The following is a 15,019-nucleotide window of genomic DNA, read 5'->3' as shown; positions in this document are numbered from 1 at the left end:
CGTAGGTCCGATCCAGATTGCCAGCCGTCAGGCCGGGGCCCGTTGGCTCGTCAGGCCCAGGGGAGCCCCAGCAGAATTCCCCCATCCGCACGGCAAGCGATGACGTCCTCCACCGGGTCCCGACCCTCCCTCCTCGATGGCATCGCGCGGGTGCTGCTGTGCCTGGTGTTCCTCCACGCGGTGATCGGCAAGCTGACGGGCTTCGCCGGGGTGGCTGGGATGATCGCCGGCCGGGGCATCCCCCTGGCGCCGGTGCTGCTGGCGGCGGCCGTGGCCCTGATGGTCGTGGGGTCGGTGCTGGTGATCAGCGGCATCCGGGCCCGGCTCGGGGCGATCCTGCTGCTGCTGTTCCTGGTGCCCACCACCCTGCTGTTCCACAACGATGTGGCCGACCCCCAGGAGCGGATCGCGCTGCTGAAGAACCTCTCGATCATGGGGGGCCTGCTGCTGGTGGCCGAACGCCGCCCCTGAACGGGCCAGACCGCGACCCCACGCGACGCCGGGGCCAGGCTGGGCGAGCATGGCCGGGCGGCATCCTCCCCCTGGCGACCGGTCCGATCCCATGGTCTTCGCGTCCCCCCGCTCCTACATCCTTCTTTCGGTGGCGGCGGCGGTGGCCACCATCGTGCTCAAGACGGCCGCCTGGCGATACACCGGCTCGGTGGGCCTGCTCTCGGATGCGATGGAATCCGGGGTGAACCTGGTGGCGGCCCTGGGGGCCTTCTGGGCCCTCACCCTCGCCGCCAAGCCCGCCGACCGCGCCCACCACTACGGCCACTTCAAGGCCGAGTACTTCTCCAGCGGCCTGGAGAGCGTGCTGATCGTGCTGGCGGCCCTGGCGATCATCCACGCCGCCGTGGGGCGTCTGCAGGCTCCTGAGCCCCTGGAGCAGCTGGGGCTGGGCATGGCCCTCTCCCTGGTGGCCACCCTGCTCAACGGCGTGGTGGCCTGGGTGCTGCTGCGGGCCTCCCGCCACTTCCACTCGATCACCCTGCGGGCCGACGCCCACCACCTGTTCACCGACGTCTGGACCTCCGCCGGGGTGCTGCTGGGCATCGGCCTGGTGAAGCTCACCGGCCTGACGATCCTCGACCCGCTGATCGCCATCGCCGTGGCGCTCAACATCACCCTGACGGGGTGGAATCTGCTGCGGGAGACGGCCACCGGCCTGCTCGACCGCTCGCTCCCCATCGACGAACAGGAGAAGCTGGAGGCGCTGCTGGCCTCCCATGAATCGGAGGAGATCCGCTTCCATGCCCTGCGCACCCGGGTGGCGGGATCGCGCCGCTTCGTCGCCCTGCACGTGCTGGTGCCGGGCCGCTGGACCGTGCAGGCCGGCCATGACCTCTGCGAGCGGCTCGAAGAGGAGATCGCCGTCGCCCTGCCCCGCAGCGATGTGCTGACCCACCTCGAGCCGATCGAGGACCCGAAAGCCTGGGATGACCAGGGATTCCGCTGGGAGGAGGGCTGAGCCCCATACGATCCAGCCAGCCGTCGCACCGCCGCCCCGTCCCCATGGCCACCGTTCTGATCACCGGCACCAACCGCGGCATCGGTCTGGAGTACTGCCGCCAGCTCCAGGCCAGGGGCGACACGGTGGTGGCGGTCTGCCGCACCCCGTCGCCGGAACTGGAGAGCCTGGGGATCCGCATCGAGGCGGGGATCGACCTCACCGATGGGACCGCCATCGACGCCCTGGTGGAACGGCTGGACGGCCTGAGCCTCGATGCCCTGATCCTGAACGCCGGGATCCTGGAATCCACCAGCCTGGGGGGCCTCGATGCGGAGAGCCTGCGGCGCCAGTTCGAGGTGAACGCCATCGCCCCCCTGCGGCTCACGCGGGCCCTGCTGGGCCATCTGGGCGAGGGCGCCAAGGTGATCCTGATGACGAGCCGCATGGGCTCGATCGACGACAACGGCTCCGGCGGCTCCTACGGCTACCGGATGTCGAAGGTGGCGCTCAACATGGCCGGCAAGTCCCTGGCCATCGACCTGCGCCCCCGCGGCATCGCCGTGGCCCTGCTCCATCCCGGCCTGGTGAGCACCCGCATGACGGGCTTCAGTGCCCACGGCATCAGCCCCGAGGAGTCCGTGCGCGGCCTGCTGGCCCGCATCGACGCCCTCAGCCTGGAAACGAGCGGCACGTTCTGGCACGCCAACGGCCAGGTGCTGCCCTGGTAGGGCCGGAGCGAGCTCTCAGGGGCCCGGCGCCAGGGGCAGGGCCAGCTGCAGCGGCAGGAGCCTGCCATTCCGTCGCAGGGTGAGGCCGAGGGGCCGGCCCACGGGGTGCGCGGCCACCCGCTCGATCACCTGGCGGGCGCTGCTCACGGGCTGGCCGTCGACCGCCGTGATCCCATCGCCGACCCGCAGGCCGGAGCGCTCCGCCAGCGAGCCGGGGGCCACCTGGCGGATCTCCACCCGGCCGGCGTGGGTTTCCAGGTAGACCCCCAGCCGCAGGCCCACCGGCGGTGGCGTCACCACCCCGTACACTGCCGTCGCCAGAGCCGGCTGCAGCGCCGCGCAGTCGAGGCTGTCCTCCCAGGGCAGCAGCCAGGCCGCCTCCGCCAGGCCCAGGGCCCGCAGCTGATGGGGCACGCCGTGGCCCCCGGCCAGGTGGCCGTTGCCGATCAGGGCCACCACCGGCGCCCCGGGGCGCCGGCGGCGCTGCTCGGCGATGGCCTCGGCCATGGCCCGGTCCCACAGCAGCTGGCTCTCCACGAAGCGGCCGAAGGAGGGGTCCTCCAGCCCCGGCAGCCCCTTGCCGTCGCTGGGCACGAAGGGATGGTGTCGCCAGAGCCGGTGCAACTGGGCCCGGTAGGCGGCGCTGGCCGGCGCCGGGCGTCCCACCCCCTCCCGCTCTTTGATGGGCACCGCCGCGAACCCTTCGGCCCGCACCCGCCGCACCAGCCGGCGCTCCACGTTCAGGGCCAGCAGCGGCAGCCGCCGGTCACGGGCGAAGCGCAGGATCGGCAGGTAGAGGTCGGCGTCGTAGCCCCAGATGGCCGGCCAGTCGAGGGCGTCGAGGAAGGCGCGCTCCTCCAGGGCCCCGGCCACCCAGCGATCGAGCACCGGCTGCAGCCGGCGCGGCACCATCTCCAGGCCGAGGCTGAGGCCGGGGCTGCGCTCCTGCAGCGCCTGGAGCGTGGCCAGCTGCCAGCGGTGGTGGGCGGCGCTGTCGTGGCGCTCCCCCAGCAGCACCACCGGACGCCGGGCCAGGCGATCGAGCAGCTCGCCTGCGGCCACGGTGCGGGGACCGGCGGCGCTGGGCTCCACCCAGGCCCCCGCGGGCACACAGGCGCTGGCGGCCGCGGCCCCAGGCGCCCCCAGCAGGGCAGCCAGACCCAGGGCCAGCCCGGCGGCCCTCGGCCCGCGGCGGTGCCAGCGACCGTGGCAGCGGACAAGCGGGATCAGCGGATCTTGCCGATCTGGCGACCCACCTTCTCGATGGGGCTGTAGGCCGCCGCATTGGCGGGGATGAACCGCTGGGCGCCGAACAACGCCAGCACCTCCTTCTGCCTGGGATTGGTGGGGCGCCAGCTGAGGATCGCCGTCCTCATCCTGGTGGTGAAGCCCTTGCCGAAGCGATTGTCGAGATCGGGCTGGGCAATCCAGTGGTAGTTGGGATAGCCGGGGGTCTTCCAGATCGGAATCACCTTGGCGCGGTTGACCTTGCCCTCGCTGAGGCTGCTGCGCCAGACCTCTTCGCTGACGGCGCCGGCCTGGTAGGCGCCGCTCTGCACCAGGGCGATCGTGGCGTCATGGCTGCTGCTGAAACCGGGTGCACCGCCGGCGAAGTCGCTCAGCTTGACCCCGGCCTGACTCAGATAGAACTGGGGCATCAGGCGGCCGGAGGTGGAGCTCTCCGAGCCGAAGGTGAAGCGCTTGCCCTTCAGCTCCGCCAGCCCCTTGACGTTGCTGATCGGCTTGAGGCCGCTGCTGGTGTTGGCGATGAAGACGCTCTGGAACGACGCGTCGATGTCGCGCTGGGCGATCACCAGGGCGCCGGGCTTCTGCAGGCGTGCCTGCACCCCCGTGAGACTGCCGAACCAGACCAGATCCAGGCCACCGGTGCGGAAGGCACTGACGGCGGCGGCGTAGTCGACCACCGGCACGTAGACCACCTTGACCCCCAGCTGACGGCTGAGTTCATTGGCCACCAGCGGGTAGAGCCGGTTGAGCGTCTCGGGCTTCTGGTCGGGGATGGCGCCGATGCGCAGCACCTTCTGGCTCTGCTGGGCCGCCGCCGGAGCCAGCAGGCCGGGAAGCGGGGCGGCGGCGGGGGCCACCAGGGGCAGCAGCGCCAGCGACACCCCCATTAGGGCGGCGCTGGCGGTGGCGCGGATCCGGAGAAGCATCGGGCTCGGGCAGGGGGTAGACCGTTGCTCCACTATGGCCATCAGGTGGGTGCCGGCCCGCGGCCTTCGTCATCGCCAGGCGCCCCCGTCCCAGCCGCGAGCCCCATGGCGCCCTGCCTTCCCATCGTTGCGTTCTTGGCGGGGGGTGGCGCGCTGCTCGACGTGCGCACCCCGGCCGAATTCCGCCAGGGCCACATCCCCGGGGCCGCCAATCTGCCCCTGTTCAGCGATGCGGAACGGGCCGAGGTGGGCACCCTCTACAAGCAGCAGGGCCGCCAGGCCGCCGTGCAACGGGGTCTGGCCCTGGTGGGGCCGCGGATGGAGGCCCTGGCCGCCGAACTGGTGGCCTGGAGCGAACGCTCGGCCGGGGCGCCCCTGCGGCTGCACTGCTGGCGCGGCGGCATGCGTTCGGGCAGCGTCGCCTGGCTGGCCCAGCAGCTGGAGCTGCCGGTGCTGCTGCTGGAGGGGGGCTACAAGAGCTACCGGCGCTGGGTGCTGGAGCTGTTCGAGCGGCCCTGGCCCGTGCATCTGTTGGGGGGCCGCACCGGCAGCGGCAAGACCGAACTGCTGCTGGCCCTGCAGGAGCGGGGGGCGGCGGTGGTGGATCTGGAGGGGCTGGCGCACCACCGCGGCAGCAGCTTCGGCGGGCTGGGCCTGCCGGAGCAGCCCAGCAGCGAGCACTACGAGAACCGACTGGCCGCCGCCCTGGCCCCCCTGGCCGGGGCGGAGCAGATCTGGCTGGAGGCCGAGAGCGCCATGGTGGGCCGCTGCCGCATTCCCGCCGGCCTGTGGCACCAGATGAAGGCCGCGCCGGTGCTGGCGGTGGAGCGGCCCCTACAGGAGCGGGTGGACCACCTGGTGGAGATCTACGGCGCCCAGGATCCCCTCGCCCTGGCGGAGGCCACCCGGCGCATCGCCAAGCGGCTGGGGCCCCAGCGCACCGCCCTGGCCCTGGAGGCGATCGAGCAGGGCGACTGGGCCACCGCCTGCCGGCAGATGCTCGATTACTACGACCGCTGCTACGACCACGACCTCGACGGCCATGCCATCACCCCCGTGGATCTGGGGGGCCTGGCGGCACCGGAGGCCGCCCACGAGCTGATCAGCCGGGGGCTGGTGACGCTGCATCGGCCGCCCGCCGGCTGACCACCCGCCCGATCACCGCCGCCGCCCCGAAGCCGGCGCCGCGCAGGGCCGCCAGGGCCGCGGGCGCCTCGGCCGCCGGCAGCGCCGCCAGCAGCGGTCCGCAGGTCTGGGGGTCGATCAGCAGCCCCGCCAGGGCGGCCGATCCCGCGAGCCCACCGGCCCCCACCAGCTGCACGGGCCCCTCCAGCAGGGCCAGGGCGGCGGCGTTGGCGGGGGCCAGGGTGCTGGCGAAGCCCCGCTCCAGCAACTCCAGAGCACCGGGATAGGCGGAAATGGCGGCGGCTTCCAGCTCCACCGCCACCCCCGCGCCGGAGGCGTCGAGCATCTCGCCGAGGTGGCCCAGCAGGCCGAAGCCGGTGATGTCGGTGCAGGCGCGGCATCCATGGGCGGCCAGCAGCGGCACCAGGGGTGCCTGGCTGTGCTGCATCCCCTCCAGCAACGCCTCCATGCAGGAGGGTGCGGCGGCGCCGGCCATGGCGGCGGCGAACAGCACGCCGCTGCCCAGGGGCCGGCTCAGCAGCAGGACCTCGCCGGGCCGCAGCGGCCCCTTGCCCCAGTGGGCCGCCGGCGCCACCGTGCCGTTCACGGTCAGGGCCAGGGCCAGCCCCGCCCCGTCGCGACCCTCCAGGGTGTGGCCGCCCACCAGGGCGGCGCCGAGGGGATCGAGCACCGAGCACACCCCTGCCAGGGTCTGCAGCAGCAGCTCCTCCTGGATGGCGGCGGCCGCCTCGGGCACCGTCACCAGGGCCTGCACGCTGTCCACGGCAGCCCCGCTGGCCCAGAGGTCGCTGCAGGCATGCAGGGTGGTGAGCCGCCCGTTCAGCCAGGGGTCGTCCACCAGGGCGGGGAAGCCGTCGACGCTCTGCAGCAGCAGGTGGCCGTCGGCGCCGCTGCCCACCACGGCCGCGTCCTCCACCGGCCGCGGTGGTCCGTCGGGGTCGAGACGGGCCAGGGCGGCCGCCAGGGGGGCCGCCCCCAGCTTGGCGGCGCAGCCACGGCAGGCCATGGCAGCCGCGGCCATGGCCTGGAGCGCGGCGAAGCGGGCCATGAAGGCCCGGTCGATGCGCTGCTTCCAGCGCCAGATCCACGCCGATGGCCCCACGGCCACGGGGCCGTAGAACGCCAGGGCCCGGGGGCCAGCAGGGTGCCAGCCGCCGTCGCCCAGCAATTGCAGGGCCCGCGCCTGGGGCCGCCAGGGCCGCAGCGGCCGGGCGGGTTCGGCCAGGCTGCGGCGCAGGTTCTCCGCCAGCACCGGCGCCGAGCGCACCGCCCACACCCCCGAGGGGGGCCGGGGATCGGCGGCGATCAGGCCGCAGTCGCCGCTGGCGAACAGCTCCGGATGGCCGATCACCGCCAGGCTGGATTCGGTCAGCACCCGGCCGCTGCCGGGGTCCACCGGCAGGCCGGCGGCCGCCAGCCAGGCGGGGGCGCGGCTGCCGGTGCAGGCCAGATCGGCCGGGGCCTCTGCTGGCGCCCGCCGCTGGATCGGGATGGCCGCCTGGGACAGCAGCCGTTCACCGGCCCGGTTCGCCGCGGCCGAGCCCAGATGCAACGACTCCCCCTGGAGCAGCAGCTGGCAGGCCATCCCCCGGGCCCGGAAGGCCAGGGCCAGCTCCACGGCGGCGGCCCCGCCCCCGCGGATCACCAGGGGCTCGCCGGCACGGCGCCGCTCCGCCCAGGCCAGGAAAGGCTCCAGCGGCTTGACGGCCATCGCCTCCCCCGGGGTGGCGGTCACGGCGCCCAGATCAAGGCTGAGCCGGTCGAAGCGCAGGGGCGGACGGCCCGCCAGCTGCAGCTCCCGGGCCTTCGGGTCCAGCCCGGTGATCTCCGCCTGCACAAAGGTCACGCCCGCCAGGGTGCAGAGGCGGCGCAGGTCGATGGCGGCCGCCTCCGGGGGCTCCAGAGCCGCCACCACGGCGGGCAGCAGGCCCGAATAGAGGGCCGTGCCGTGGCGACTCACCAGGGTGATGCGGGTGCGCGGCGGCCGGGTGTGGGGGCGCATCAGCCAGCGCCGCAGCACCAGCACGTGGCTGTGGCCGCCCCCCGCCAGGACCAGCAGATGGCGCTCGGGAGCGGCGTTCATGGGCCCGGCAGCGGCGCGCCGGTCGTCCGGGCCTGGAAGGCGGCGATCGCCGTGGGCAGGGTGGGGAAGAACAGGCGCGGCCCGATCCGCTCCACCAGGCCGGCCCGCTCCAGCTGGCCGTAGAGGTCCTGCTTCACCCGCGCCAGGCCGAAGGTGATGCCCCGGGCGGTCAGCTCCCGCTGCAGCTCCTCGAGCACGTCGGCCGCGGTGATGTCGATCTCCACGATCGCCTCGGCATTGAGCACGAACCAGGCCACCGGCTGGGACTCGGCGGCGATCGTCGCCAGCACCCGCTGGCGGAAGTGCTCGGCATTGGCGAAGCACAGCGGGGCATCGAAACGGAACAGCACCAGGCCAGGGATGGTGCGCGCCCCCTCCCAGTCGCGCACGTCGTGCAGGCCGGCCAGCCGGGGCACGATCCCCATCACGGCGTCGTGGGGGCGCACCAGGCGGGCGAACAGATCGATCACCGACAGCCCCACCGCCAGGGCCACACCGGTGAGCAGGTCGGTCAGCAGCACCCCCAGCAGGGTGATCAGGGCGAGGCGGAATTCACTGGGGCGGAAGCGCTGCAGCCGCAGGAACTCGGGGATGTCGATCAGGCGCAGGGCGGCATAGATGACGATCGCCCCCAGGGCCGCCGTGGGGAACAGGGCCAGCACCGGCCGCAGCCACAGCAGCACCGCCAGCACCATGGCCAGGGCCACCAGGGAGAACAGCTGGGAGCGGCTGCCGAGGGAATCGCCGATGGCGGTGCGGCTGCCGCTGCTGCTCACCGGAAAACCCTGCATCAGCCCGTTGCCCAGGTTGATGGTGCCCAGGGCCAGCAGTTCCTGGTTGGCGTCGATGCGGTAGCCGCCCCGGGCGGCGAAGGCCCGGGCCGTGAGCACGTTGTCGGAGTAGCCCACCAGGGCGATGCCCACCGCGGCGGTCAGCAGGGAGCGGAGCTGGTCGCCCGACACCGGTGGCGGCAAGGAGGGGTGGGGCAGCCCGGCCGGGATGGCACCGATCACCGCCACCCCCTGCTGGTCCAGGTGGGCCCCCGCCACCACCGCCATCGCCAGCAGCACCGCCAGCAGGGGGCCCGGGGCCCGGGGGAAACGTCGCTGCACCAGCAGCAGGAACACCAGCACCCCCAGGGCCAGCAGCAGGGTGGGCCGGTGGATCTCCCCCAGCCGGCCCAGCAGCTCCACCAGCTGGCCGGGGAGCGCGGCGGCCTGCAGCTTCAGGCCACTGATCCGCCCCAGCTGGCCGCCGATCATGATCAGGGCCACGCCCCCCAGGTAGCCCACCAGGATCGGCTTCGAGAGCAGGTCGGCCAGGAAACCGAGCCGGGCCCAGGCGCCGGCGCAGCACACCAGCCCCACCAGCAGGGCCAGCAGGCTGCAGAAGCCCGCGTAGGCCAACGGATCCCCCGCCACCAGCGGCCCGACCGCCGCGGCCGTCATCACGGCGGTGGTGGATTCCGGCCCCACCGACAGCTGGGGGGACGAGCCCAGCAGGGCATAGAGAAAGAGGGGCGGCAGGATCGCCCACAGCCCCGCCACCGGGGCCAGACCGGCCACCTCGGCGTAGGCCATGCACTGGGGCACCAGGTACGCCGCCACGGTCACGCCCGCCAGCAGGTCAGGCCGCAGCCAGCTGCGCTGGTAGCCCAGCAGCCGCGCCAGGCCCGGCAGCACCACCGCCAGGCCCTGACGCGGCTCCATCAGCGTCCCCCGTGGCGGCTCATTTCCGGCGGGGCGGCAGCACCTGGCTGGGGCACAGGGATTTGTCCTCCTCGACGCCCTTCATACCGGCGAGCACCCCCTCCAGATCGTCCTTGGTGGAGGGGTCGCCGCCGATCACGGCGAGCTGCTCGTTGGCCAGCTTGGCGCGGGTGGCGGTCGAGATGAACCCGTCCTTCTCCAGGTTGCAGAGGGCGCTCATGTAGCCGGAGCCCACCCCCACCATCACCATGAACTCCTCCCGCGGGCTGAGCTCCCCACCCTGGGGCTGGGCCTCGGCGAGCCGCGGCGTCGTGTCGAGGAGCGCCAGGAGCATCAGGGCGAAGGAGGTGGGCATGCCGGAGCCATGGCGTTGCCGTCAGGGTAGGGGGGTACCACGGTCCGCAACACCTCAACCGATCAGCCCCCGGCCACGCACGATCGCCAGGACATAAACGCCGTACAAGGTCAGCAGCAGCCAGCCGCGCCAGCGTTGCAGGACGTCAGAGCCTTTGGGGAGGATCAGCAGGAACAGCGCCGCGAGGCCGAAGCCAAGGACCAGCTGCACCTCCTGGAGCGGCACGGCAATCGGGCTGATGGTGGCGGCGACGCCCACCACCCAGAGCCCGTTGAAGATGTTGCTGCCGAGGATCGTGCCCAGGCCGACCTCAGCCTGACCCCGCCGGGTCGCGATCAGCGACGTGGCCAGCTCCGGCATCGAGGTGCCGATCGCCACAAGGGTGGCGCCAACCAGGAAGGCATCGATGCCGAAGGACTGGGCAAGACCCCGGGCCCCCAGCACCACCAGCCTCCCGGCCACCAGCAGAAGCCCCAGGCCGACGCCACAGAACAGGACGGCAGGCCAGCCGCGCCGCTCCCCCCGAAGCACCTCGGCGACGCTGCGTTGCCGACGCACCTCCTGCACCACGCCCGTTATCCAGAGGAGGAAGACAACCAGAAGCAGGACGCCATCCAGCCGCGAGAGGGTGCCGTCGAGAAGCAACAGCCCTGTCAGCAGCGGGCCCGCCAAGGCCACCGGCAGATCGCGACGGGCGCCCTCCGCAGGCATGCGCTGCCCTGAGATCGCCACCGTGAGGCCCAGGATCAGGGCCACATTGACAACGTTGCTTCCGAGGGCATCCCCCAGCGCGATCTGGGGCTTGCCTTCGAGCGCCGCCATGGTCGCCACCGACAATTCCGGGCTGGATGTGGCAAAGGCCGCCACCGTGGCCCCGACGATCCCGGGTGAGAGGCGTGCCCAGTGGGCCAGGCCCACGGCGCCACGCACGAAAAGCTCCCCGCCCACACCGGCAGCCAGGACGCCGGACCCAAGCAACACAAGGTCAGCGGTCGCCATGGGGACTCCGATGGCTGGACAGGGAGCGTATGGCGCCCGGTTCAGGCCTCCTGGTACACCGACACGTAGACGGTTCCCTGCTCCACCAGCGGCAGCAGCTTGTCGCGCAGATCCTCGTTGTGCAGCCGCACGCAGCCCAGGGTGGCGTGGAGGGGCTGGCGCGGCGCCCAGGCCCCGGGCCAGCCGCAGGCGCTGCCGCCGCCGTGCACCATGATCCCGGCCCGGCCGAAACGCCGCTCCTGCATCTCCAGATCCTCCAGATCGAAGCTGTACCAGCCATAGCTGCGGCGATCATCCGAGTAGGTGGGGCTGGGATCCTGCTCGTAGTCCCGGTAGACCTTCTTGGCGATGCGGTAGATCCCCGGCGGGGTGTCGGTGGAGGTGTCCCGGTACTGGTCCTCCCGGCCCTGGCCGCGCGCCAGCGCCGGGATCTCCCAGAGCAGCCGGCCCTCCACGTCGTAGGCCCTGGCCGTCTCGCTGGCGTCGTTGACCACCACGTGGCTGTCGGATCCGCTGAAGCCGAAGTCCCGGGGGGTCTTCTTCGGACCCACCAGCCCGGGGAGGTCGGCGGGACGATCAGGAGCGGGCGCGGGCGCGGCGGAGGCGGCGGGCGGAACCGTGAGGACCCTCGCCGATGGGGCCGCGCCGGCGGCCTCCTGCTTCAGCCGCTGCTCCCAGGCTTCGCAGTCGGCCGGGGTGCGGATCTCCCGCTCCGCCTGGGCGCAGGCCACCGCGGGCTCCATGCCGCCCCACACCAGCCCCTCGGCCCGGCGGCGGCGGCCCAGCCCCACCTCCACCGTCTCGCCGGGATTGCGGTAGAGCATCAGGGCCGCGGGAACGGCCGGCCAGCGGCGCTCCCGCAGGTGGCGGTCGAGGGTGTCGTGGTACCCATCCCCGTGGAAATGGGCGCCGTTGTTGTAAGCGAAGCTGCAGAGGGCGGCCCGCTGGCGATCCCCCATCTCCGCCCAGAAGGGGATCGTGGCCTCGAGCACCTGCCAGAAGCGCTCGCGGCAGTTGTGCTCGTAGAGCGCGTCGGCCTGCTCCTGGGTGATCACATCCCCCAGCCGGATCGGGGAGCCGTCCTGGTAGAAGGTGCTGCCCCAGCCGATCGTGATCGGGGCGCCGCCGGTGCGGGGATCGGGGTAGGCCTGGAGCCGGCAGCCCTCGTAGTGGTGGTTGAGCTGGGCCACCTCCGGGGGCAGCGCCCCGCCACCGGACGCCGGCAGCCAGGCCTCATCGGGAATGATGAAACGGGCGGGATTGAGGTAGCGCTGCTCGCCGTCCGGCAGCGGCACGGCGCCGCCGGGGCAGGTGTAGGGCCCCGCCAGCCGGGCGATCGCCAGGTCCGTGCCGGGGGCGGGACGCACCCAGGCCACGGCGATGCGGGAGCCGGACGCCACATAAGAGTCCGCATCGACGGCGGCGGGGCTGGGGCTGAGCCCCGCATCCTGGCGGGCGGTGATGTAGGGCATCAGAGGCTTCCCCCCAGGCGGATCCGCTCGAGGGGCGTCAGGGCCGGCGCCGGCGGCGCGACGGGGGTGGCCGGGCTCACCTGGATGGGGGTGCGGCTGCGCTCGAGCTCGGCGCGCAGGCGGCCCAGCTCTTCCCGCAGCTGGCCCAGGCGCGGATCCTCCGCGGCAGCGGCAGAAGGGGTGCCCGCGGCGGCCGAGTCAGTGGCGGTGGCCGGGTCGGACCGGACGACGCCGAGCACCAGCTCCCGCAGGCCGGTGGACCCCAGGGCCCCGAGACGCTGCTCGGCGAACTTCTGCACCACCTTGGGGGCGAAGGCGGCGAGCAGGAAGGCGAAGGTGACGATCATCCCGGTGTCGTCCCGGGGTGGATAGGTGAGGCTGTCCTGCCCGGCCGCGTCCCGGCTGACCATCGGGGCGCTGCGCAGCATCGTGATCGACCCGAAGGCGATCGACGCCAGCAGGGCCAGCAGACACATCAACCGCATGGAGGATCGGTTGCCGGGGGATTCCTCCAGAAACCCGGTCGTCGGTCCGGCGGCGGCACGGGCGGGGGTCGTCATGGGGGCACCGGGGGACACGGGCTGATCTCATTGTGGCCCGATCTTCCGGGAGCCCCCGCCGCTGCGGACCCCACGGAATTCCATGCCTACATTCGGCACAAATGCTGCCGCCGCCGATGGACGGACTGTCCCCGCCGACCGGTGCCGACACCGGCGGGAAATGCCCCTTTCTGCACGGCACCCTCCGGGGCAGCACGGCCGGGGCCCGCTCCAACCGGGACTGGTGGCCGCGGCAGCTGAACCTGGCGGTGCTGCATCAGCACGGGCCCCTGTCGGATCCGATGGGTGGCGGCTTCGACTACGCCGCGGCGTTCCGCACCATCGACCTGGAGGCCCTGCGCCAGGACCTGGTCGCCCTGATGACCACCTCCCAGGACTGGTGGCCGGCCGACTACGGCCACTACGGGCCGTTCTTCGTGCGCATGGCCTGGCACAGCGCCGGCACCTACCGCATCCACGACGGCCGCGGCGGCGCCGGCGCCGGCACCCAGCGCTTCGCGCCCCTCAACAGCTGGCCCGACAACGGCAACCTGGACAAAGCCCGGCGGCTGCTGTGGCCCATCAAGCAGAGGTACGGCAGCGCCCTGTCCTGGGCCGATCTGATCATCCTCGCGGGCAACTGCGCCATCGAATCGATGGGCCTGCCCACCCTGGGCTTCGCCGGCGGCCGGGAGGACGTCTGGGAGCCGGAGATCGACATCGACTGGGGCCCGGAGACCGAATGGCTGGGGGACAAGCGCTACAGCGGCGACCGCGAGCTGGAGGACCCGCTCGCTGCCGTGCAGATGGGCCTGATCTATGTGAACCCGGAGGGGCCCAACGGCGAACCCGATCCGCTCGCCGCCGCCCGGGACATCCGTGAGACCTTCGCCCGCATGGCGATGGACGACGAGGAGACGGTCGCCCTGATCGCCGGGGGCCACACCTTCGGCAAGTGCCACGGCGCCGGCGATCCGGACCTGGTGGGACCGGAACCCGAAGCCGCCAGCCTGGAGGAGCAGGGGCTGGGCTGGCGCAACCGCTTCGGCAGCGGCAAGGGGGACGACACGATCACCAGCGGTCTGGAGGGCGCCTGGACCGCCAACCCCGTGCAGTGGGACGGCGGCTACTTCGACAACCTGTTCGGCTACGAGTGGGAACTTGAGAAGAGTCCCGCCGGGGCCTGGCAGTGGCGGCCCACCGATCCGGCGGCTGCCGGCACCGTGCCCGATGCCCACGACCCGTCGAAGCGCCACGCGCCGATGATGGCCACCACCGATCTGTCCCTGCGGGTCGATCCGGCCTACCTGGAGATCTCCCGGCGCTTCCACGCCAACCCCGACCAGCTGGGAGAGGCCTTCCGCCGCGCCTGGTTCAAGCTCGTGCACCGGGACATGGGGCCCCGCTCCCGCTACCTGGGCAGCCTGGTGCCGGACGAGGTGATGCTCTGGCAGGACCCGATTCCCCCCGTCGACCATCCCCTGGTGGACGCTGATGACATCGCTGCCCTCAAGGGGCGGATCCTGGAGGCGGTGCTGCCCATCTCCCAGCTGGTGGCCACCGCCTGGGCCGCGGCCGCCAGCTTCCGCGGCTCCGACAAGCGCGGCGGCGCCAACGGCGGCCGGCTGGCGCTGGCCCCCCAGAAGGACTGGGAGGTGAACCAGCCCGCCAAGCTGGCCCGGGCCCTGGAGGCCTTCGAGGCGATCCGCCAGGAGTTCAACGGCTCCCGCCACGACGGCAAGCGCATCTCCCTGGCCGATCTGATCGTGCTCGGCGGCTGCGCCGCGGTGGAGGAGGCGGCCCGCCGGGGCGGCCACGCGGTGACGGTGCCCTTCACCCCGGGGCGCATGGATGCCTCCCAGGAGCAGACGGACGTGGCCTCCTTCGCCGTGCTCGAACCGAAGGCCGACGGCTTCCGCAACTACCTGCGGACGGGCCTGCCGGCCTCCGCCGAGGAGCTGCTCATCGACAAGGCCCAGCTGCTCACCCTCACCGCCCCGGAGATGACGGCGCTGGTGGGCGGTCTGCGGGTGCTGGATGCCAACCACGGCAAGTCACGGCATGGGGTCTTCACCCATCGCCCCGAGACCCTCAGCAACGACTTCTTCGTGAACCTGCTCGACATGGGCACCACCTGGACGGCGACCACCGAGGCGGAGGACAGCTTCGAGGGCCGCGACCGCCACACCGGTGATCTGAAGTGGACCGCCAGCCGCGTCGACCTGATCTTCGGCTCCAACGCCCAGCTGCGGGCGATCGCCGAGGTGTACGCCTCCTCCGACGCCGCTGAGCGCTTCGTGGCCGCTTTCGTGGCGGCCTGGGGCAAGGTCATGGACCTCGACCGCTTCGAGCTCGCCTGAA

General features: G+C 72.8%; 13 protein-coding genes. 5 read left to right on the top strand and 8 right to left on the bottom strand.

Going from position 1 to position 15,019, the window contains the following annotated elements; genetic code table 11:
- Nucleotides 1-99 precede the first annotated feature (99 nt).
- The 3 genes from H6G99_RS04445 (at nt 100) to H6G99_RS04435 (ending at nt 2,181) form a co-directional block, all read left to right on the top strand.
- Nucleotides 100-471, top strand: a complete 372-nt coding sequence (locus H6G99_RS04445; protein ID WP_094585265.1) for a DoxX family protein — start codon at nt 100-102, stop codon at nt 469-471.
- 91 nt (nt 472-562) lie between these two features.
- Nucleotides 563-1,471, top strand: coding sequence for a cation diffusion facilitator family transporter (locus H6G99_RS04440; protein ID WP_190610163.1), 909 nt, complete (start codon nt 563-565; stop codon nt 1,469-1,471).
- 44 nt (nt 1,472-1,515) lie between these two features.
- Complete coding sequence (locus tag H6G99_RS04435; protein WP_190610161.1) at nt 1,516-2,181, top strand: SDR family oxidoreductase; 666 nt, start codon at nt 1,516-1,518, stop codon at nt 2,179-2,181.
- Between the two features lie 15 nt (nt 2,182-2,196).
- On the opposite strand, the gene H6G99_RS04430 is transcribed toward H6G99_RS04435, so the two are convergent.
- Entirely contained in the window at nt 2,197-3,273 is a 1,077-nt protein-coding gene (locus H6G99_RS04430; protein WP_190610159.1) for a ChaN family lipoprotein, read from the bottom strand.
- A 134-nt stretch (nt 3,274-3,407) separates the two neighbouring features.
- Nucleotides 3,408-4,355: a putative selenate ABC transporter substrate-binding protein gene (locus H6G99_RS04425; protein WP_190610158.1), complete on the bottom strand. Its 948-nt coding sequence runs from the start codon at nt 4,353-4,355 to the stop codon at nt 3,408-3,410.
- A gap of 105 nt (nt 4,356-4,460) precedes the next feature.
- On the opposite strand from H6G99_RS04425, the gene mnmH reads away from it, so the two are divergent.
- The gene (mnmH, locus tag H6G99_RS04420; protein ID WP_190610156.1) at nt 4,461-5,501 is read left to right on the top strand and encodes a tRNA 2-selenouridine(34) synthase MnmH; all 1,041 of its coding nucleotides are present in this window, start codon (nt 4,461-4,463) and stop codon (nt 5,499-5,501) included.
- On the opposite strand, the gene selD is transcribed toward mnmH, so the two are convergent.
- From selD to H6G99_RS04390, 6 genes are read right to left on the bottom strand one after another with little or no spacing between them, the layout of a single operon-like run.
- Nucleotides 5,458-7,584: a selenide, water dikinase SelD gene (selD, locus tag H6G99_RS04415; RefSeq protein WP_190610154.1), complete on the bottom strand. Its 2,127-nt coding sequence runs from the start codon at nt 7,582-7,584 to the stop codon at nt 5,458-5,460. The two genes, mnmH and selD, sit on opposite strands and share 44 nt — an antisense overlap.
- Nucleotides 7,581-9,293 (bottom strand): sulfate permease, encoded by a 1,713-nt coding sequence (sulP, locus tag H6G99_RS04410; protein ID WP_190610152.1) that lies wholly within the window; start codon nt 9,291-9,293, stop codon nt 7,581-7,583. Before sulP ends, selD begins: the two co-directional genes overlap by 4 nt.
- 19 nt (nt 9,294-9,312) lie before the next feature.
- Complete coding sequence (locus H6G99_RS04405; protein WP_094585273.1) at nt 9,313-9,648, bottom strand: hypothetical protein; 336 nt, start codon at nt 9,646-9,648, stop codon at nt 9,313-9,315.
- A gap of 54 nt (nt 9,649-9,702) precedes the next feature.
- Nucleotides 9,703-10,647: a calcium/sodium antiporter gene (locus H6G99_RS04400; RefSeq protein ID WP_094585274.1), complete on the bottom strand. Its 945-nt coding sequence runs from the start codon at nt 10,645-10,647 to the stop codon at nt 9,703-9,705.
- A 41-nt stretch (nt 10,648-10,688) separates the two neighbouring features.
- Nucleotides 10,689-12,119 (bottom strand): glycoside hydrolase family protein, encoded by a 1,431-nt coding sequence (locus tag H6G99_RS04395; RefSeq protein WP_190610150.1) that lies wholly within the window; start codon nt 12,117-12,119, stop codon nt 10,689-10,691.
- A complete protein-coding gene (locus H6G99_RS04390; RefSeq protein WP_190610149.1) occupies nt 12,119-12,679 on the bottom strand; it encodes a hypothetical protein in 561 nt (186 codons plus the stop codon). The genes H6G99_RS04395 and H6G99_RS04390 overlap by 1 nt, the downstream gene beginning before the upstream one ends.
- Nucleotides 12,680-12,795: 116 nt before the next feature.
- Between H6G99_RS04390 and katG the strand changes: the two genes are divergently transcribed.
- Entirely contained in the window at nt 12,796-15,018 is a 2,223-nt protein-coding gene (gene katG / locus H6G99_RS04385) for a catalase/peroxidase HPI (RefSeq protein ID WP_190610146.1), read from the top strand.
- Nucleotide 15,019 lies beyond the last annotated feature (1 nt).

This window comes from Synechococcus sp. FACHB-909 (assembly GCF_014698945.1).
GTDB lineage: Bacteria > Cyanobacteriota > Cyanobacteriia > PCC-6307 > Cyanobiaceae > Cyanobium.
The sequence above is the reverse complement of the archived record's forward strand: the minus strand, read 5'-3'. Positions and strand labels throughout refer to the sequence as shown.